The following is a 19630-nucleotide window of genomic DNA, read 5'->3' on the forward strand; positions in this document are numbered from 1 at the left end:
AAGTAATATTTTTAATACGTTTAATTTTCTTTTAATCTTTATTTTAAAAAATTAATCTCCCGTCAATGTTAACTTTTACCTTCTATTTTTAAAGGGATTAAAGGTTAATGATGGAAAAGAATAGATGGGTAAAGAGAAGTGTTGCTGTATTACCGCTGATTATCACCTGCCATACAGCAGTAGCCAGCTATCACTCAGATATAAACGATGGTCTGACGATTAGCTCCTCATTGGGGTTATTGAATGCAGAATCACAAGAGTTTGTTTATCAGCGCCAATATAATGGTCACAAACTAAGCCAGATAGATTGGAAAGCGGAAAACACGCCTATTGTAAAAATGGATATATCATGGGATCTGTTATCACGGTTAACATTAACCGCGCGCGGATGGTCCACATTATCACCTGGGAAGGGGGTCATGGATGATTATGATTGGAAGACGTTAGGGCAATCTAAGTGGACTGATTGGTCTCATCACGAAAAAACCAATTTAAATTATGCGAATGAAATCGATCTTAATGCAAAGCTTTGGCTTTTAAAGCAAGACAATTACCGTATTGGTATGATGGCCGGTTATCAGCGCAATAATAATAGCTGGACATCTTATGGTGGAAACTATAATTACAATAAAGGCAATAACCTATTTACAGGTTCCGATAGTGTTACCGGCATTGGTTATAAGCAAAAGTTTGAAATGCCCTATCTTGGCTTAGCCGGGAGCTATCATTATCAAAAATTTGAGTTTAATACCTTGCTGAAATACAGCAGTTGGGTAAATGCCTATGGTGATGATGGACACTATTTACGTCAACTTTCATTTAAAGACAGCAGCAAAGGCTCTCGCTATTACGCAGTAGTGGTTGATGCGGGCTACTACGTCACCGATAACACTAAATTATTTGTTGAAGCGTCCTGGAACAGGCATGCCGAAGGAAAAGGAGATACACAAATCATCGACACTGGTGCAGGTGTTTCTGCAAATGTAGCTAATAGCGCCAGCATTGCTCAACAACATCAAACTATCGCTATAGGTTTGCAGTATAAATTTTAATCTAACCACCCTCTTATTACTGCCATCCCTCAGCATCAATGCAGCCTGAAAACCGCTGCTTTAGCTGCATTGATGCTAATTTTACCTTTTTGATGTCACTATTTTTTTCAACTTTATTTGAATTTTTACCTTCAAATGAAGCAGAAAGGAATAATCAAGCTTATGTTTTTATTGAATATAGATGTCAATAAAATCCACCTAATTTGTCACCGTTACATAAAGAAGTATTAACAATGGCGTATTAATTACAGTTTGTTACTGTGACACAGCTCAAGTTTATCTCTGCCAAGCCGTTACTTGAATCATGCCTTCCCTCTTATTTAGGACGCTCTATGCTTGATTCCATTCGTTCACGTATCTTGGCTGCCTGTATCATCATCGTGGCAGGCTCTCTGGCCATTAACACCTATTTTAACTACTCGGTTGCCAGTAAATATAACAATAGTGCCATAGATAATACCCTGACCGCCGTTACCGCCAGTCATGGTGTCGGGATCGCCGATTGGGTTGCCTCCAAAACACAAATGATTGTGTCACTAAAAGACAGCGCACTGACGGCAGACCCGACAGCGGCACTGCGACAAGTTGCAGCCGCAGGTAACTTCATCAACGTGTATATCGGCTACGCGAACAAAACCGCGATTTTTTCTAATCCCGATGGTATTCCAGCCGGCTACGACCCCACTGGGCGGCCATGGTATCTACAAGCGGTAAAAGCGGGCAAACCCGTGGTCACCCCACCCTATGTTGATGCTGGAACCAATCAGTTAGTGGTAACGTTCGCATTGCCGATTATTCAGGACGGCAGCGTTAAAGGGGTATTGGCTGCTGATGTCACCATGGACAGCGTGATTGCAAACGTGAAATCCATACACCCGACTGAAGATAGTTTTGGTATGTTAATCGATGCCGATGGCACCATTATCGCTCATCAAGATGCGAAACTAGCCCTTAAGCCACTGAGCGATATTGCGCCGACGCTGGACCTTAAAACACTGTTAACAGCAACTGAGCCTGTCGCTGCCAATATTGGCGATAACAGTAAATTGCTGCTGGCCCAAGCAGTACCAGGGACTCAATGGTTTACCGTTGTCGCCCTGGACAAAGCTCAAGCTACCACCGGCATGCGGTCGTTACTGACCACATCACTGGTGACGCTGGTGATTATTATTTTAATCGCTGTTGTCATTATTAGCCTCATTACCAAACGTGCTCTGGCACCGCTGACCCATGTGCATAAAGCCATGGATGCTATCAGCTCCGGCTCAGAAGACTTAACTCAGCGACTGCCGGTAGAAGGCCGTGATGAAGTGGCAAAAATAGCCCTTTCGTTCAACAATTTTGCCGACAAACTGAGTGTAGTAATGGCGCAAATCCGTGATACCAGCGAATCAGTACGGATTGCAGCCAATGAGATAGCGGCAGGTAATCAGGATCTGTCGGGCCGCACAGAGTCTGCCGCCGCCAGTTTGCAGCAAACCTCGGCGGCGTTGGAACAAATCTCGGCAACCGTGGCCCACTCCGCCAGCGCAGCGCGCCAGGCCAATACTGCGGTACTTTCGGCGGCTAACGATGCTTCACGTGGTGGCGACGTGATAGCTAAAGTCATCACCACAATGGAATCGATTGAAGCGGCATCTGGCAAGATCGGCGATATCACCAGTGTGATCGACGGTATCGCTTTCCAAACCAATATTCTGGCACTTAACGCGGCGGTAGAAGCGGCACGCGCGGGTGAGCAAGGACGCGGTTTTGCTGTGGTCGCAGGGGAAGTTCGTACATTGGCGCAGCGCAGTGCACAGGCAGCGAAAGAGATCAAAACGCTGATCGAATCGACAGTCAGCAGTGTGGCATCTGGCTCCGGCCAGGTACGTCAAGCCAGTAATACCATGACCGAAATCGTCAGCAGCGTGTCGGATGTCACCACCATTATGTCTGAAATAACCAACGCAGCCGATGAACAAATGCGCGGCATCCACGAAATAAATAGTGCGGTCGCGCAATTGGATACCATGGTGCAGCAAAATGCCGCATTGGTGCAGGAATCCACCGCAGCATCTGCGGCGTTACAAGCTCAGGCTGCTGATTTAACCAGTGCCGTGAATCAATTTAGGATCTAGTTCAGCATCGGTATAAATAGAGAAAATACCGATTGGTTTCAGTGGGTTGAAAACTACCCACTGAACCCCCCTACCCCAGCAATATTCGTGCACCAATTTTAATCGGTGCAAAATTGTCGTGTTTCATACCCGCTTCAGTTAGTGCCTGCTTGAGTTGTTGTGGTGGTTCATCCAGTGGTTCGTCAGCCAGTTCAAACACCCCCCAATGAATCGGTACTGTCATCGGCTGCTGTAATTGTTTAAATAACTGCACCGACTGCTGTGGATCCATATGTTGGGCCTGCATAAACCACCGCGGGGCATAAGCACCAATGGGCAAGGCGGCATAATTGAATGGCCCCAACCTTTCGCCAATGGTTAATAGTTGCTGGCAATAACCTGTATCACCGGTAAAGTAAAAGTTAATATCATCACGCTTGACCACCCAACCAGACCACAAACTTTGGTTACGATCCCAGGGGGTACGCATGCTCCAATGCCGTGCCGGTACACAATGAAACTCAAATTCAGCTGCGAGGTGTTTATCCCACCAATCCAGTTCATGAACATGGCGAGCACCCTGCTGTAGTAACCAACTTTTTAACCCTAACGGTGCCAGAAAAATCAGCTTAGGAAAGCGGCGCAATAATTGGCTAATCGTTGTCACATCCAAATGGTCGTAATGGTTGTGAGAAATCACTACCACATCTATATGGGGTAACTCTTTTACGCTGGCAGGTACCGGTGTTCTCCGTGCTGGCCCGTAAAAATTGAGCGGCGAGGCACGACCGGAGAGTACCGGATCAAACAAAACCGTTTTCCCACTGACCCGCAATAACAGTGACGCATGGCCTAGCCACCACAACGCATCCTGCTGCCCGCTAAAATCTGCCGCTTGCCACCAATCAGTGACAAACTGCGCATATCCTTGCTGCGGCGGTTTTGGTAGCGACTGGCGTTTTCGCTCTTCACGCCAACGCTTCAAATCTTGTGGATGATGAACAACCGGCTCCAGATTCTGAAATCCAAACTCAGTGTGGTGTGGCTTACTGGCATCATAATAGGGGTTTTTCTTTGCCATTCTACGTCCTTCACTGTCAGCCGCGATTGCAACCAACATTTATTCATGGGCTATGCCCGCAATAATTCGCCCTTTCACAAAAGTGATATTTTCACACTGTAAGCAATAGCGCTAATTCTAGTAATGGTCTTTCATTTTGCTGGTTAAAATCTTGCCACACGTGTCACGGTCATTATTGTCACAAAATGGCATTATCGATTATTCGCATTATCATGGATATTCTGTTTTTTGCTGAATATCCACCCTAGCTACTAATTTGATTCATATCAATTTTTACTGTAATAGGCGCCTTTTCTGGCCGAAAAACCCTTTTTCGTGATCGAACACTCATTTTTATAAACGCCATACCTTTATAAAGAAAACGATTATCCATTATTAATGAAACATTGTTTTAATTTGAGGTGGCAGTAAAAATGAGTAAACAGATTTCAACAAGGCATACGCTGGCGTACGGGAGTGCCAACTTACTGGGAAGTGGGGCACTGGCAATCAGCGGAGCCTGGCTGATGTATTTCTACACCACCTTTTGCGGGCTATCAGTCGTAGAGGCTGCGACTATTTTCTCAATCGCCAGTATTCTTGATGCGATTAGTAATCCAGTAATGGGTTATATCACCGATAACTTCTATAACACCAGACTGGGCCGCATCTTTGGTCGTCGTCGCTTCTTTATCTTACTGGGTATCCCGCTGGTACTTGTCTATCCAATGTTATGGATGAGCGGTTTTGGCTTTTGGTATTACCTACTGACCTACGCGCTGTTTGAACTGATTTATACCTCCATCATGGTGCCATATGAAACATTGGCGACCGAGATGACCACCGATTTTGCCAAACGCTCCAAATTAACTGGTTCTAAAGCCATTTTCGGTAAAGTAGCAAACTTTTTGGCCGCTTTTATTCCCGGTCAGTTTATTGCCATTTACGGTAAAGATTCTGCAACCCCCTTCCTTTATACCGGTATCGCTTACGGTCTGATTATGTGCTGCGCGATGATCTGGCTTTATAGCTCATCATGGGAACGCCCAGCGAGCGAAGTGGTCCGTGAAACCACCAGCAGTTTCGGCCAGGCGCTGAAAAAGCTGTGTGTTGATATGGCGTCTACTTTCCATCTGCGCATTTTCCGCAAGCATCTGGGTATGTATTTGTTCGGCTTTGGCGCGGAGTGGTTATTCGCATCGGCATTTACCTACTTTATTATTTTTGGTTTAGGTCAAGATGCCGCACTGGTTTCTCAGCTCAATAGTTTCAGTTCAATAATGCAGTTGATTTCCACCGCCGTCTTTATCGGTATCTGCGTCAAAATGGGCTTTGCTCGCCCGTTCCGCATCGCTCTGCAAGTGGTTATTGTCAGTGTGATTGCCTATGCTGCGCTCTATTTTACTGGCTGGTCGCAAACAACAACTGTCATTGTACTGTTCTGTATTACCGCAGTTTTCGGTTTAAGCACTGGGGGGATTTATTATATTCCGTGGACGGTTTATACCTTCCTGGCGGATGTGGACGAAGTATTGACCGGCCGTCGCCGTGAAGGGATCTACGCCGGAGCCATGACCTTTGCAGGTAAAATGGTACGTTCGATTATTGTTTTCGCCATGGGCTGGACATTAAGTCGCTTTGGTTTTGTCTCCGGGCAATCGAGCCAACCGGAAGTTGCCGTGCAAGCCATCGTAGGGGTATTTGCCATCGGCGTTATCGCTCTGGCACTGGTGGCTATCTATTACACCACGCAAATGAAACTGGACCGTAATAATCACAAAATCCTGCTAGAAGAGATTGAGCGGATTAAAGGTGGCGGTGCCATGGCAGATATTCCGGCCCATGCCAGAGCGGTTGCTGAAGAACTAACCGGTTGGAAATATGAACAGTGCTGGGGCAACAACCACCTTGGCATGAAAGAATCATCCAATGTGGCTCCAAAGCCTGTGACTGAAAGCTAATTGATTTTCGGTTTTAACCACAAAACGCATCGGCCAACACCGGTGCGTTTTTTATTACGTGGAATAACCTTATGATTCTGCTCAACTAACCGCAGAATTTCATTCGTTTAACGATATCCCGCTAGTGAGCAACTCGCGATCCTAAATCACGATCCTGAGTTTCGCCGTGGATCAGATGTGTCAATTCTTCAACACACTGAATCAGCCCATGTTCGATGCGGTAAAAAGCGATAACTTTCATCAAGACCCTTTGCCCGCTCTTTTTGACCACATCAACCAGATGCACACTGGCAATCTGATCACCATCCGCCATCACTTTTTCCAGCGTGATGGTTCCACTAGCAAGTGTGCTTTTCAACACCTGCACATGGCGAATAAACGCCTCATAATCTAATTGATTACCATCAGCTTGCTGTTGATAATCGGTCGAAAAAAATGCAGCAACATCCTGGGTGCTATAGCTCGAGTCAACCAAAGCAGTAAATACCTGTTGGAGAAATTGTTTTGCCTGTTGCGAATTCATCATGGTGACTCCCGTTATCCAGCGCCAATGCTGAGAATGCCAGACTAGCAATATCCTTGTGGCCTTGATAACGTATCTGAGTCATTCAATACGGTTTTTACGCCATGCAATCTCATTTAATTGATCCTTCACAACTGATGCTGACAACGATGCCAGTATTGACCGTGGTACAGCGTCACGACAAGCTAGCACGAATGACGCAGCCGCATCGCCACAGTGCGGGCCAATTATTAGCGGCAATAAATGGCTTGTTAACTATCGTCATACCCGAGGGTCAATGGGTGGTACCGGCAACACATGTGGTCTGGCTTCCCCCTCATCAACAGCACGGTTTCCGCTCGCACGGCCCTTTTCACGGCTGGAGTGTATATTTGCGCGAAGATGTCTGTGCGTCTTTACCGCTACAGCCGCGAACGATGCAATTAAGTGGCTTATTACGAGAAACCGTAAATCGCGCAGCGCAATGGCCCCGAGGGGAATTACTTGAGAACCAGCAGCGGATTATGGCGGTGATGCTAGACGAAATTGCATCATTACCTGCCGAACCATTTGAATTACCAACGCCACAAGATCCACGGCTGATAAAGGTCGCGCATGAGTTACTGAGTGACCTAGCTAACAAACAGAGAATGGATCAATGGGCACACTGGGCTGGAATGTCACCCCGAACACTGAGCCGTCGTTTCATCGCAGAGACAGGCTATAGTTTTAGCCACTGGCGGCAACGCGCACGTTTCATGCGCGCGCTGGAAATGCTGGCAGAGAAAATACCCGTGACCCATGTCGCGTTGGATGTCGGCTACGAAAACCTCAGCGCTTTTATTGATCAATTTCAGCGCGTTTTTGGCGTGACCCCCGGCAAGTACTTCCCGGTAATGTAAATTTTTCGTCTGTCTGAAAATTTTAGCATGTTTTATGCCAATATCCGATTACTATAAGCACACGACCACTTACTTTGTTTTTGAACATGGATAAAAGATTGTTGAAACATTTCACTGCCCCGCTACTGGCCGCTGCTCTATTCACTATTCCATTGCACAGCGATGCCAAGACAGAGCTTTTGACCTCACAAGTTGTTGATCAATATGCCGAACATATTTTCTATAACAGTGGTGCCATGGGAATGGCTCTGGTGGTTATTGATAACAATCAAGTGGTAAACCGTAGTTTTGGGGAAACCAAACCCGGTAACAACCTGCGTCCACGGCCAGACTCACTGATTCGCATTGCATCAATTACCAAGCTAATGACCAGTGAAGTGATGGTAAAACTGGCCGATGACGGCACGGTAAAATTGACCGATCCCCTGCGAAAATACGCACCTAAGGGAGCACGAGTCCCTGCTTATAACGCAAAACAGCCGATTACCTTGCTGAATCTAGCCAGCCACACCAGTGGCCTGCCGCGCGAGCAACCCGGTGGCCCACAAAAAAGGCCGGTGTTTACCTGGCCGACTAAAGATAACCGCTGGCAATGGATGAAGCAGGCCACGGTCACCGTGCCGCCTGGGGTTAAAGCCGCCTACTCCAATTTGGCCTACGACTTGCTGGCCGATGCGCTGTCACGGGCATCAGGCAAGCCTTATAGCAGTTTGCTGCGTGACAAAATCACCGCTCCGTTGGGGATGAAAAACACCACCCTGACCCCAACGGCAGAACAATGTAACCGTCTGATGGTCGGAGTAGGCAGTAGTCGTTGTGAAAACACCCTTGCGGCGGCGGGAAGTGGTGGGATTTACTCAACACCGGAAGATATGCAGCGTTGGATGCAGCAATTCTTAGCTTCTGATAACAGCGCGCGCAAAAGCTCAGCCAAACGTGAACAGGCGCTCTATTTCCAACGTCGTGATTTGGTGTCATTAAAAGGTATGGATGTTGCCGGTCAGGCAGACGCACTGGGGTTAGGCTGGGTCTACATGGCGCCTAATACCGAACTACCAGGAATTATGCAAAAAACCGGTGGTGGCGGTGGATTTATTACCTATATGGCGATGATTCCAGAAAAGAACATTGGGGTTTTCGTCGTAGTGACCCGTACCCAACTGACTAAATTTACTAATATGAGTGATGGCGTTAATCGATTAGTCGCTCAATTGGCGAAGAATAGTTAGCATCGGCTCAATTGCGGTGAACATAGGCCCGTTTTAGTTCCCAGCACTTTTTGATATACCGACCGAATAATAGCTCGGTGAGTATTGCTTCGGTATCAGATTGTTAGGCGACATATGCGGGCATTCGATGTCAGTTTGCCGCAAACCGCCCCAGCACAGCACAACCCGCGGTGCTGGTAGGTATCGGCAATGGGCAAACATACCTGCGCATAGATGTAGCCCGTAGCATCAATTATGCTGCCGCTCAATGATGCTAACTCTCGGGCCGTGAGGAAGATAAGGCGCACAGTTGCGCCATAAAGGACCTGCCGTTCTGTGGCGGGGCCGCGTTAAAGAAATCACAAACAGTGGCCCCTACATCAGACAGCGTTGTGCGGTAACCAATCTCCCCTCCGGCAATACCGGGTCGCCACACCAGTAAGGGCACATTCTCGCGAGTGTGATTACTATGCCCAATTGTCGGGTCATTACCGTGATCCGCCATCACCACCAGGCAATCATCCTGCTGCATTCGCCCCATCAAGATCGCCAGATTCTGATCCACTACCTGCAACCTTTCGGCGTAGCGCGCCACATCCTGTGCATGACCCGCCAGATCGGTTTCCTGAATGTTAGTGCAGATAAATCCATCTCCTGGTTTTTGCAATTCCGCCAAGATGATATCCATGATGGTCTGGGTATCGACCAGATTTTGATAGTTGGTACCGTGCGGATTGAGTGCGATATCGGCCACTTTGCCCACCAGCACCGTTGGAATACCAATATCATAGAGCTGCTGTGGAACTTGAACGCTGGCATCTACGCCATAGCCCAGATGTACGACCTGAAATCCTTGTTGATAAACCCCTGAGCGTGGTGCATTAATCCCGATATAACGACCCTGTTTCTCCTCTGCGGCAGCGAGTAGCTGCTCATTGCTCGCTAGCAAGCCACCAAAAGCAATCACCCGCCCAACCTTCACACAGCTACGCACTGTCTCACCAATGGCACGGACATCAGCAAACGAAATCGCACTCAGGTTAGCGCTGATGTTAAACACCTGTCCGAGATCCGCTTCCAGGTTATCACCGACCGCCGCGGCCTGATTTACCAACAGATACTGCAACCGGCTTCCCTGACGTTCGACATGCCAACCCGCCGCGACCAGTTTTTGCTCGACCTTATCGATCACCTCGGAAAACGGCATACGCAGCGGTGACTGTGGGCGGGTACCCAGTATTTCCTGATGCCCCATAAAGGTGTCACCGCCTTCGTGTTGCAGCGCTGCCCTGCCGTACACCGCCGTTAGCGAAGGTTTCATCACGTTCGGCGCGAACCCCAGAGCGTTGATGAGCCCCAATTGTTCAAGTGTCGCTAGACTCAATTGCGGAAAACGCTCCAGAATATGCCCACAGGTATTCGCACCGAGGTCCTGCGGCCTGACCTGAGGCACATCGGCCATGCTTCCCACACCAAAGCTGTCTATGACTACCACCACGAATTTACTCACCTTGCCCCCTGAATAACATTGCCGAGTCTGTCATACAGCGCTTCGAGTACTGGGTGACCAGACACAATAGCGAAAACCAGTGCCACATCGCTACCCGTGACGAAAATCTGAGTACGGAAACTGACTTACCTACACCGAATGACTTAGGTGCAAGGCCGGGAGACATAGCTTGCCACTAGACTCCATCAGATTAAAAGCCTAATAATCATTTTTTTGAATATTTAACATGAAGGCAAAACTCACTGGCATTGACCTTTATGCGCCATCCACAAGCTGAACAGATTAGCTAATAAATACCCCTCTTCATTTGGGTGCAGGGCCAAATTAAACCGTGACAGCAGCGCCAAATGGATCTGTAAAATTTGTGGAAACGCGTCAGAGGCTCTGATTTCAGCCAACAATTCATCATCAAGTGGTCCAACTTCCTCACCACGGCGACTGCGCATTAATGCATTTGCCATATGCGTGAGCGCCATTTCCCCCTGCTCCGTGCGCACCGGCAGTGCCCATACCGTTTCCAACTGTGCGACAACCTTTTTCATGCCATCGCAGATGTCCTTATCAATAACCCCTGCCTGATATAGCACGTTTAGCCGATTCTCCATACCGCCAACTCCCTGATAGCTTTTAGTCATTGGGTTGCTGTTCGGCGTTCAACGCCCATGCTGTGATCAGCCAACAATAATTGAATATAGATAACAAGCAGAGAACAGACAAAAAGAGAATGGGATCACAAAAAGAAATAACCCAGGAGGGGGGACAGCAGAAAATCAGCAGTGGCAGTAGTACAAAGGCAAAAACCCGCTATCTTATTCAGATAACGGGTTTTTAATTGGTGCCGGCACCAAGAGTCGAACTCGGGACCTACTGATTACAAGTCAGTTGCTCTACCAACTGAGCTATGCCGGCGAAATTTTTTGGAACGTTACTACGTTTCCTTGGCGCGCAATATAGTATAACTCAGAACAAACAATCAAGCGTTATCAACAAATTATTTGTATCCCGCTTCATAAAACAACAGATTGATGAATAAATAAGCGTAGCAGTTATCATAATCGGATTCCCATCACCAATCGATACCTTTCTGCGCCTTAATTCCATGATCAAATGCATGCTTCACTGGTCGTAACTCACTAACGGTATCTGCCAGTGCGATAATTTCCCGATGGCAAGCTCGCCCGGTGATGACCACACTTTGATGTACAGGCCGATTTTTTAACGCCGCCAACACCGCATCCAAGCTCAAATAACCGTAAGTGAGCATATAAGTGAGCTCATCTAAAACCACAAGCTGGTAACCAGGGTCAGATAACATCCGCGCGCCCTGCTGCCACACTAGTCTGGCCGCTTGGATATCCGCCGCTTTATCTTGGGTATCCCAAGTAAAACCGGTTGCCATGATATGAAATTCGACCCCGTTACGCTCCAGTAGGTTACGTTCACCACACTCCCAGTCCCCCTTGATAAATTGAAGCACACCTACCCGCATATCATGGCCAACGGCTCTGGCTGCAGTTCCAAATGCGGCGGTACTTTTCCCTTTGCCATTACCGGTAAATACAATAATGATCCCGCCGTTTTTTGTCGCGGCAGCAACCCGCTCCTCAACCTGTTGTTTAAGATGTTGCTGCCGCTGCTGATAACGTTCTTCGTACATCGTGGTTTCCTCAACACAACGTTATTTCTGACAACCGGCACAGGCCTTGATTTGAATTTGATCAAAGAATGAATTGCCTTTGTCATCAACGAGTATGAACGCCGGAAAGTTCCTGACTTCCATCTTCCACACAGCTTCCATTCCCAGTTCGGGATACTCAAGGCATTCCAGACTTTCGATATACTCCTGCGCCAGAATGGCCGCAGAACCGCCGATACTGCCCAAATAGAAACCACCGTGCTTATGGCATGATTCGGTGACTTGCTGGCTACGATTGCCTTTTGCCAACATGATTAAGCTGCCCCCCTGGGATTGGAACAGATCGACATAAGGATCCATGCGCCCTCCAGTCGTTGGCCCCATCGAGCCGGATACCAATTCATCCGGTTTTTTTGCAGGTCCAGCATAATAGACGGGATGATCTTTCATGTATTGAGGTAATGGCTGGTTCTGTTCCAAACGCTGTTGCAGCTTGGCATGCACAATATCGCGGGCAACAATTAACGGGCCATTGAGTGATACGCGGGTGGATACCGGGTAAAGTGAAAGCTGTTGACGAATTTCATCCATCGGGCGGTTAAGATCAATGTTAACTACCGTCCCTTCGTTATTAATCCGCAAATCTTCAGGAATATATCGCTCAGGGTGGCGCTCTAATTTCTCCAGCCATATGCCCTCTTTATTAATTTTGGCTTTAATGTTCCGATCAGAAGAACATGAAATTGCCATCCCTATCGGGCAAGAGCCACCATGACGCGGCAAACGAATAACCCGAACATCATGTGCAAAATATTTGCCACCAAACTGAGCACCCAAGCCAAATTCACGTGAAGCTTGTAACAGATCCTCTTCCAGCGCCTTATCACGGAAAGCCTGACCGAACGCATTACCCTCGCCAGGTAAGTTATCGTAATATTTTGTCGAGGCGAGTTTAGCGGTCTTCAAGGTTAATTCTGCGGAGGTACCTCCTATAACAAAAGCAATATGATAAGGAGGACAAGCAGCCGTTCCCAGGCTCTTCATTTTCTCAATTAAAAAGGCTTTGAGTTTTGCCGGTTCCAACACCGCTTTTGTTTCCTGATAAAGCGCTGCTTTATTGGCGGAGCCGCCGCCCTTATTCACAAACAAGAACGAATATTGCATACCCGAGGTAGCAAAAATATCAATTTGCCCAGGAAGATTGGTACCGGTATTCACTTCGTTATACATATCTAACGCCGCATTTTGTGAGTAGCGCAGATTATCTTGGCGGAAGGTGTTATAGATGCCGCGTGATAATGCTTCGGCATCATCAGTATCAGTCCAAACCCGTTGGCCTTTTTTCGCTACAATGGTGGATGTGCCCGTATCCTGGCAGTTCGGCAAAATACCTTTGGCTGAAATCTCCGAATTTCTCAATAATTGCAATGCGACATATTTGTCATTTTCGCTCGCTTGCGGATCATGCAAAATGGCAGAAACTTGCTGCTGATGTGCTGGGCGCAGGAAGAATGAGGCATCATGGAACGCTTGCTGGGAGACTAATGTCAGCGCTTCAGATTCAACTTTTAATACTTCGTTGCCATCAACCTCGATAGTGGAAACATACTTATCCGTTAACAAGTAATATTCTGTGCGGTCCTCAGACAGAGGGAAGAGATCTTGGTAAAAAAAATCATTTTTATACATTATTTTCACTCGATTAGCTGAATGGGAAATAGTAAGAAAATATCGCTGACCCTTTGTATTTAAAAAATCAAAGAATAAAAAAACCTCAGTAAGTCGCTGGTATCATCGTGCTATTATTAATAGAGTAAAATAAAAAGCAATTGTTCTATCTGCAACACATAATGCGTATTGGTGAATAACTCCAGAACAATTTCCACAGCCGAAAAAGAAAGAAAAACCAAGGTAATAACCCATAAAAAATAGGCACAAACCAGAAATGGCTGCGCTATGGTAATATGCCATAAAAATACGACAACTCAATTATCATCGTAAATTTAGAACACGACATTAATTTAATCCTACGTTCAAAACATATATTTTATTTTAAAAAATAAAATATAATTCTTTATCTGTCGCTTTGAAAAATTAATTAACCCATGCTCTTTTTAGCTCTTCCTCTTTAGATTTATCATGGAGCCAGCGACTTAATTTTTGCAAGCTTCTCAACCCTCTTTTACCTTCTTTGTAGGTCAGTACAAAGTGGTTTCCGGTGCTCATGGGTAAATCACATGGAATGACCATATCACCATTTTCCAAATCCTTGTGAATAGCAAATCGGGGCAATAACGCCATGCCAAGATTGGAGCGCACAGCAGAAATCAGCATCGATAAAAGATCAAAACGTGGCCCCATTCGTACTTTAGGGCTATTAACGCCTGATAATGTAAACCAGTCATGCCACGAATCTAAACGAGTTGTTTGATGAAGCAACGTAAGTTCATCCATCAACTGCTCTGCAAGCATCACTTTTTTCTCATCCTGCCACAACATCCGGCTGCAGACAGGCACTAGCTCTTCTTCAAACAAGTGCTCATTTTCAGCCCACGGGCTACAAAATCCTCACGCATAATTGCCGCATCGTATTTCAAATTCAGAAAATCAGCAGGCGTAGTCAGCGCCACTAAATTAAGAACAATCTCAGGATGCTTCTCATGAAAGTCACTGAGATTTGGAATGAGCCAATGTGTGCTAAATGTTGGTGTAACCGCCAGCTCCAACACTTGCTGAGTTGACTGGTAAGACATAATGCTTTGCGTATCTCTTTCCAGTTGCTCCAATGTATCTCTGACTAAACCAAGATAATAACGACCCGCATCATTGAGGAAAATTCGCTTACGGACATGGTGGAATAATGACACATTAAGTAGCTCCTCCAATGCTGTAATTTGACGGAAAACAGCACTTTGTGTTAACGCTAACTTTTCTGCCGCTCGCGTGTAGCTTTCATATTGAGCAACAGCTTCAAATGTCACTAATAAATCAGTTTTAGGAATTTTACACCGCATTATAGCTCACCCATTATTTCATAAAACACCGATTAAATAGTTGTGTACCTGGGCACAACTAATATTCAAATATTGATAGCGACGCTTCTTTTTTTGATTTTTAAAATACACATTTCTATTTAGATAGACATGGGTCTCCGTCATTTTTGTGATAGCCCTCATGATTATCAATAGCAATATCATATTAAAGATAAAAAATAAGCGAATAAACCAAAACTATAACGAAGGACATTGCACATTTAAATATTGATGCTTTAGCGTTAACACAAATAAAATAAAACCATAATTTAATATGAAAATCATATAGTTATAAAAACAAACATCAAATGCGAAATATTTGAAAGAGATCATTCCATAAAATTATTAAATATTGGGAGCAAGGTCAAATATATAATCTCATATTTATGAATAATGATGCGGAGTTTAATAATCATATGCCGTTTTTATATAACGCATTTCTGGTGATTAATTTTAATAAAATTAAAAATCTTATCGGCCATAAAGGTTGCTCGAATGAGTAAAGGAAAAGTATTGTTAGTTGGGGCGGGACCGGGGGATGCATCTCTAATCACTGTAAAAGGATTGCTAGCCATTCGTGAAGCTCAAGTTATTGTGCATGACCGTCTGGTTAATCTTGAGTTAATTTCTCAAGCACCACCCCATTGCCAAATTATTAATGTGGGGAAAACCTCAAATCATCATCCAGTCCCACAAGAACAGATCAATAAAATCTTGGTCGAGCATGCCCTGGCGGGGAAAAATGTTGTTCGTCTTAAAGGAGGCGACCCTTATGTATTTGGCCGAGGTGGAGAAGAAGCCGAGGCACTTGCCCATGAAGAGATCCCTTTTGAGATAATTCCAGGTATCAGCTCAGCTATTGGCGGTTTAGCCTATGCCGGTATCCCCGTGACCCATCGGCACTACGCTTCCAGCTTTCATGTGGTCACCGGGCATATGTGTCAGGGAAATGAACCACAAAACTGGGATATTTTGGCCCAACTGGATGGGACGTTAATCGTATTAATGGGAATGACGCGACAAGAGGAGATCTGCCAACGCCTAATCGACGGAGGTAAATCACCCGACACCCCCGCCGCCGCCGTGATGTATGCCAGCCAGCAACGGCAAGAGATAGCAAAAGGGACACTGACCACGCTAAAAGATGAAATTGTACGTAAAAAATTACATGCCCCCGCACTGTTAGTGATTGGTCATGTCGTCAATCTTAGTGATGTTCTGGCTTTTACTGCCCACCAAATTGATATCAGTCATGAACCACTATTGCAGGCAATCTGAGTATGTTGTCAGCAATAGTTATTTGTTCCAAGGGGCCAGTAGTGCATAAGAACGGCATTCAATCCGTCAGTTATATCAGGCATCCAGACCACATCTGGCCACAGGCTGTTTCTCATGGCTGAAGCCCGTTGCCCAGCCTCTTGCGGTGAACTGATCCAAGGGTGGATTTTTGGCGGAGAAAAACTTATCTCTTGCCCGATTAACTGGTTTAGCACCGTTTCAGTTACCGAAGGGGAACCGAGCTGGCGTGAACGACCGCGTATGCGTCACATGGTCAGGCAAGTGTTGGCGCATTTTGGCGAGCCTGCCCAATATAGCGAGAATATCTGCATTGCGTTTGAATCCACTATTCCCGTGGCTAAAGGATTAGCCAGTAGCACCGCCGATATTGCCGCAACAGCTATCGCGACCAGCCGCTTACTGGGTAAATCACTGAGTGACGAATCACTGGCCAAACTCTGCGTGGCAGTTGAACCCACCGACAGCACGATATTTAAAGATCTCACCCTTTTTGATCACCAGACCGCGCAAAATCATCATCCCTTTACCTGGCGACCCGACATCGACATTCTGCTACTTGAAAGTACACAAACGCTGTTAACCGAAGAGTTCCATAAACGAAATCGCCAACCCTTGTTACTTAAACAGGCAGCCAACTTAGCCAATGCTATGCAACTGTTTCAACAGGCTAACGATACCCAGTGCCACTATCGTTTGGGCGAAGCCACCACGCTAAGTGCCGTCGCCAGCCAGTCAATGCTGCCTAAGCCTGAATTTCATCAGTTACTGGATATCGTTGAGCGCAGCGGAATTTATGGTTTGAACGTAGCCCACAGTGGCAGCGTTATTGGTTTGCTGTTCAATCATCAACGACACGATCTAGACCGCCTTATCAGCACACTGCATCAACCACAGATAATTAAGCACTATCCGCATATTCATATTGTCAAAATGGTTGTGGGTGGCGTGCGTTGATGAACATATTATTTTCGCAAACATCATTGATTTTTAATATTCAGCTAATGTGATAATAACTCACTATTATTTTTAACATTATAACTCTCACATCTATAAAATATCTCATATTAATTCATTAAATATAGCCAACCAACAGAAAACAAAACTAAACCCTAGAAATATAAATATGATCAGCATCACACAAACAGAATTAACCCATAACTTTTATATAGATCACACTTTCACTCTAAATAATCACATTCATTTTTAATTATATTTATAACCATGCATTAACAAAAAACAAATAACATAAACAATAGATTGATTTTAAAGAATTTACTCAATCTAAACTGCCAATTTAAAATAATTTATTTTGCTTTTTTATTTTTTTAAAGATGTCCTGACAATAAATCAATTGTATTTAATTTGTTGGAAAAGCACATTATAAGCCAGCCAATTCCCAGTGAATTGCCATCGATACCTGAAGAATAAAATAGATAATCTTGATTTACGCGTAGAGGGCTAAAAAAATAAATTTAGCTCTCTACTCACAAAACCAATATACGGATCGTAATCTACATAGAGGACTTAACATGCAAAATCCAACAATTGTTATTGGCGTCATTGGTGCTGATTGCCATGCTGTTGGTAATAAGGTGCTAGACCGAGTGTTTACAATGCACAACTTCAACGTCATCAATCTCGGAGTGATGGTGAGTCAGGATGAATATATTGATGCTGCCATTGAAACCGGTGCTCACGCCATTGTCATCTCCTCTATCTATGGGCACGGTGAAGTGGATTGTATTGGTATGCGTGAGAACTGCATTGAACGCGGAATTGGCGAAATCTTGCTGTATGTCGGCGGAAATTTGGTTATTGGTAAACATGCATTCTCAGAAATTGAGTCAAAATTCAAAGAGATGGGATTCAACCGCGTCTTCGCACCCGACACTGATTTGGAATTAGTCTGTTCTTTAATGAAAGGCGATATTGAACATGCCATGCAACCAGAAGCAGCGGCTGGGGGCGTGCAATGATCACCGTTTCTATCGATATCGGCTCCACCTGGACAAAAGGGGCAGTGTTCGAGGTGGGAGATGATGACCATATTGATGTGAAGAATTATGCATTATCTCCTACTACGCCACACCATTTGGCTGAAGGATTTTTTTCGGTATTGAATAAGATCCTGAATGTTGCCGATGCACGCCCTTTATTAGCGTCAGGGCAGGTCAATATTGATTACTCCTCATCGGCCAAAGGCGGATTAGCGGTTGCTGCTATTGGGCTGGTGCCCAATATTACCCTCGAATCCGCCAAGGTCACCGCGCATTCTGCGGGGGCTAAAGTGTCACAACACTTCGCCTATAACCTGAATAAATCAGATGTACGGGCTTTAGAAGCATCACCGCCGGATATCCTGTTATTTACCGGTGGTACTGACGGCGGTGACTACGCTCATGGCCTGTCTAACGCGAAACTATTGGCTCAATCTAAATTGAAGTGCTCCATTATTTATGCCGGAAATCGCGACTTGCAAGATGACGTATTGGAGATCCTCGGTGATAAAGATTTAACCATCGTTAATAACGTGCTGCCCAATCTCGACAGCCCTAATCCATTTGATGCGCGTAAGGCTATTTGCAACATTTTCCTCAAAAAGATTATTAGAGGGAAAGGTTTAGACGTCATCGTTGATCAAACGGGTGAAGACCCACTGCCTACGCCCTATTCAGTCTTCGAACTGGTACAACAAATTCGCCAATACGTGCCCGATTGGGAAACGTTCATGTTGATAGATATGGGGGGCGCCACCACCGATGTTTACTCCTCCTATAACAGTCATATGCTGCCCGACACCGTGATACACGGGATCCCAGAACCGCTGATTAAACGAACCGTCGAAGGTGACCTGGGGATGCGCGTTTCAGCGATGAATGCCGGCGAAACCGGTATGCCGATGATTGCTCATTACTTCTCACATCAACAAAACCAAATTGATGCTTTTTATCGATATTTAACCCATATCACTGCGCATCCGGGCTATTTACCCCGTAGCGACGAAGAAGTTGTTTTCGACCAATTGTTGGCTGGGATTTGTGTCGGATATGCCACTGAACGTCATGCGGGCAAAAAAACACAGGTTTGTACCTGCGCAGGCAATATTGACCTACAGGTCGGTCGCGACTTAAGCCTGGTTAAAAAGGTGATTGGCACTGGCGGGTGGCTATCCCGAGCAGAATCATTCGATATTCATAACTGGCTGAAATATCGCAATTTAGATGATGAGGGCAAGCAGGTTCTGCTCCCCGGCAAGTTTGAATATTACAGAGATACACAAGGTTTACTTCCCCTGCTCGCCAATGTCGCCCGTCGCTTTCCTAAAGCTGCCGCCCAAACTGGCGTTCGAATTTTGAACAAGTAAAAACT

The 19630-nt window shown here is 45.7% G+C and carries 15 protein-coding genes, 1 tRNA gene and 1 pseudogene; 9 read left to right on the forward strand and 8 right to left on the reverse strand.

Going from position 1 to position 19630, the window contains the following annotated elements:
• Positions 1–107: 107 nt before the first annotated feature.
• Both ACWJJO_RS14760 and ACWJJO_RS14765 read left to right on the forward strand, forming a co-directional pair.
• A complete protein-coding gene (locus ACWJJO_RS14760) occupies positions 108–1052 on the forward strand; it encodes an omptin family outer membrane protease (RefSeq protein ID WP_481091187.1) in 945 nt (314 codons plus the stop codon).
• 332 nt (positions 1053–1384) lie between these two features.
• The gene (locus ACWJJO_RS14765; protein WP_083158323.1) at positions 1385–3172 is read left to right on the forward strand and encodes a methyl-accepting chemotaxis protein; all 1788 of its coding nucleotides are present in this window, start codon (positions 1385–1387) and stop codon (positions 3170–3172) included.
• 70 nt (positions 3173–3242) lie between these two features.
• On the opposite strand, the gene ACWJJO_RS14770 is transcribed toward ACWJJO_RS14765, so the two are convergent.
• Positions 3243–4271 carry an MBL fold metallo-hydrolase gene (locus tag ACWJJO_RS14770; RefSeq protein WP_083158322.1) on the reverse strand — a complete coding sequence of 343 codons (1029 nt, stop codon included), beginning with the start codon at positions 4269–4271 and terminating at the stop codon, positions 3243–3245.
• Between the two features lie 374 nt (positions 4272–4645).
• On the opposite strand from ACWJJO_RS14770, the gene ACWJJO_RS14775 reads away from it, so the two are divergent.
• Positions 4646–6172, forward strand: a complete 1527-nt coding sequence (locus ACWJJO_RS14775) for an MFS transporter (protein WP_083158321.1) — start codon at positions 4646–4648, stop codon at positions 6170–6172.
• A 121-nt stretch (positions 6173–6293) separates the two neighbouring features.
• On the opposite strand, the gene ACWJJO_RS14780 is transcribed toward ACWJJO_RS14775, so the two are convergent.
• A complete protein-coding gene (locus ACWJJO_RS14780) occupies positions 6294–6698 on the reverse strand; it encodes a nuclear transport factor 2 family protein (protein ID WP_083158320.1) in 405 nt (134 codons plus the stop codon).
• Between the two features lie 101 nt (positions 6699–6799).
• Here ACWJJO_RS14780 and ACWJJO_RS14785 point away from each other — a divergent pair, with 101 nt between their 5' ends.
• Both ACWJJO_RS14785 and ampH read left to right on the forward strand, forming a co-directional pair.
• On the forward strand, positions 6800–7576 hold the full coding sequence (locus ACWJJO_RS14785) for an AraC family transcriptional regulator (protein ID WP_481091188.1): 777 nt from the start codon (positions 6800–6802) through the stop codon (positions 7574–7576).
• Positions 7577–7662: 86 nt separating this feature from the next.
• Complete coding sequence (gene ampH, locus ACWJJO_RS14790) at positions 7663–8805, forward strand: D-alanyl-D-alanine-carboxypeptidase/endopeptidase AmpH (RefSeq protein ID WP_083158319.1); 1143 nt, start codon at positions 7663–7665, stop codon at positions 8803–8805.
• Between the two features lie 253 nt (positions 8806–9058).
• Here the strand turns inward: ampH and ACWJJO_RS14795 are convergent, their stop codons facing one another.
• From ACWJJO_RS14795 to ACWJJO_RS14820, 6 genes and pseudogenes are all read right to left on the reverse strand, one after another.
• A complete protein-coding gene (locus tag ACWJJO_RS14795; RefSeq protein ID WP_481091189.1) occupies positions 9059–10294 on the reverse strand; it encodes a phosphopentomutase in 1236 nt (411 codons plus the stop codon).
• 239 nt (positions 10295–10533) lie between these two features.
• Positions 10534–10899 (reverse strand): PRD domain-containing protein, encoded by a 366-nt coding sequence (locus ACWJJO_RS14800; RefSeq protein ID WP_083158317.1) that lies wholly within the window; start codon positions 10897–10899, stop codon positions 10534–10536.
• Positions 10900–11127: 228 nt separating this feature from the next.
• Positions 11128–11203 (reverse strand) — tRNA-Thr (locus tag ACWJJO_RS14805).
• A gap of 157 nt (positions 11204–11360) precedes the next feature.
• On the reverse strand, positions 11361–11951 hold the full coding sequence (gene cobO / locus ACWJJO_RS14810) for a cob(I)yrinic acid a,c-diamide adenosyltransferase (protein ID WP_083158316.1): 591 nt from the start codon (positions 11949–11951) through the stop codon (positions 11361–11363).
• 21 nt (positions 11952–11972) lie between these two features.
• Positions 11973–13619 carry a fumarate hydratase gene (locus tag ACWJJO_RS14815; RefSeq protein ID WP_083158315.1) on the reverse strand — a complete coding sequence of 549 codons (1647 nt, stop codon included), beginning with the start codon at positions 13617–13619 and terminating at the stop codon, positions 11973–11975.
• Between the two features lie 405 nt (positions 13620–14024).
• Positions 14025–14944: pseudogene (locus ACWJJO_RS14820) on the reverse strand (LysR family transcriptional regulator).
• A gap of 513 nt (positions 14945–15457) precedes the next feature.
• Between ACWJJO_RS14820 and cobA the strand changes: the two are divergent.
• From cobA to glmL, 4 genes are all read left to right on the forward strand, one after another.
• A complete protein-coding gene (gene cobA / locus ACWJJO_RS14825) occupies positions 15458–16240 on the forward strand; it encodes a uroporphyrinogen-III C-methyltransferase (RefSeq protein WP_083158313.1) in 783 nt (260 codons plus the stop codon).
• 114 nt (positions 16241–16354) lie between these two features.
• On the forward strand, positions 16355–17215 hold the full coding sequence (locus ACWJJO_RS14830; protein ID WP_083158312.1) for a GHMP family kinase ATP-binding protein: 861 nt from the start codon (positions 16355–16357) through the stop codon (positions 17213–17215).
• A 575-nt stretch (positions 17216–17790) separates the two neighbouring features.
• Positions 17791–18237 (forward strand): methylaspartate mutase subunit S, encoded by a 447-nt coding sequence (gene glmS, locus ACWJJO_RS14835; protein ID WP_083158311.1) that lies wholly within the window; start codon positions 17791–17793, stop codon positions 18235–18237.
• A complete protein-coding gene (glmL, locus tag ACWJJO_RS14840) occupies positions 18234–19625 on the forward strand; it encodes a methylaspartate mutase accessory protein GlmL (RefSeq protein WP_083158310.1) in 1392 nt (463 codons plus the stop codon). The genes glmS and glmL overlap by 4 nt, the downstream gene beginning before the upstream one ends.
• The last annotated feature ends 5 nt before the right edge of the window (positions 19626–19630 follow it).

This window comes from Yersinia antarctica (genome assembly GCF_056636475.1).